This window comes from Mesorhizobium sp. M5C.F.Ca.ET.164.01.1.1 (assembly GCF_004792125.1).
In the GTDB taxonomy this organism is placed as follows: Bacteria; Pseudomonadota; Alphaproteobacteria; order Rhizobiales; family Rhizobiaceae; genus Mesorhizobium; species Mesorhizobium wenxiniae.
Genome location: NZ_SRTG01000067.1, coordinates 1 through 557, shown reverse-complemented (window position 1 = coordinate 557; position 557 = coordinate 1). Strand labels below are relative to the sequence as shown.

The 557-nt window shown below is 70.9% G+C and carries 1 protein-coding gene; it reads right to left on the bottom strand.

Going from position 1 to position 557, the window contains the following annotated elements:
• Positions 1 to 557 (bottom strand): AMP-binding protein (locus EN807_RS32430; protein ID WP_135937921.1); only part of this gene is annotated, 557 nt, incomplete at both ends.

Genomic DNA, 557 nt, shown 5'->3' with positions numbered 1-557 from the left:
CCGGTTGATCCGGAGGTGTAGATGACATAGGCGAGATGGCGCGCGGTCAGGCCGAGCGCGCGCGGGTCGGGATCGCAGGCGGGCAGCTCGGCCCAGGCCGGGGTGACCGTCTCCAGATCGACCACACTGACATCGGCCAGCGCCTCGGCGCCGAGCGCGGCGCGGCCGGCCGCGTCGCAAAGCAGCAGCCGCGGCGCGGCATCGTCGACAACCTGCCGCAGCCGCGCGCAGGGATAGGCCGGGTCCAGCGGCAGATAGGCGCCGCCGGCCTTGAGGATCGCCAAAAGCCCGACCACCATCGCCGGGCTGCGCTCCAGGCAGATCGCCACCGGCTGATCCGGCCTGACCCCGAGCCCGATCAGATGATGCGCCAGCCGGTTGGCCCGCGCATTGAGCTCGCCATAGCTCAACCGCTCGTCCTCGAAGACCAGCGCCACCGCCTCCGGCGCCTTTTGCACCTGCTGCTCGAACAGTTCATGGATGCACCGCTCCGACGGATAGGCCGCCGCCGTCCGGTTCAGCTCCTCCAGCAGATACGCACGCTCCGCAGCCGGCAG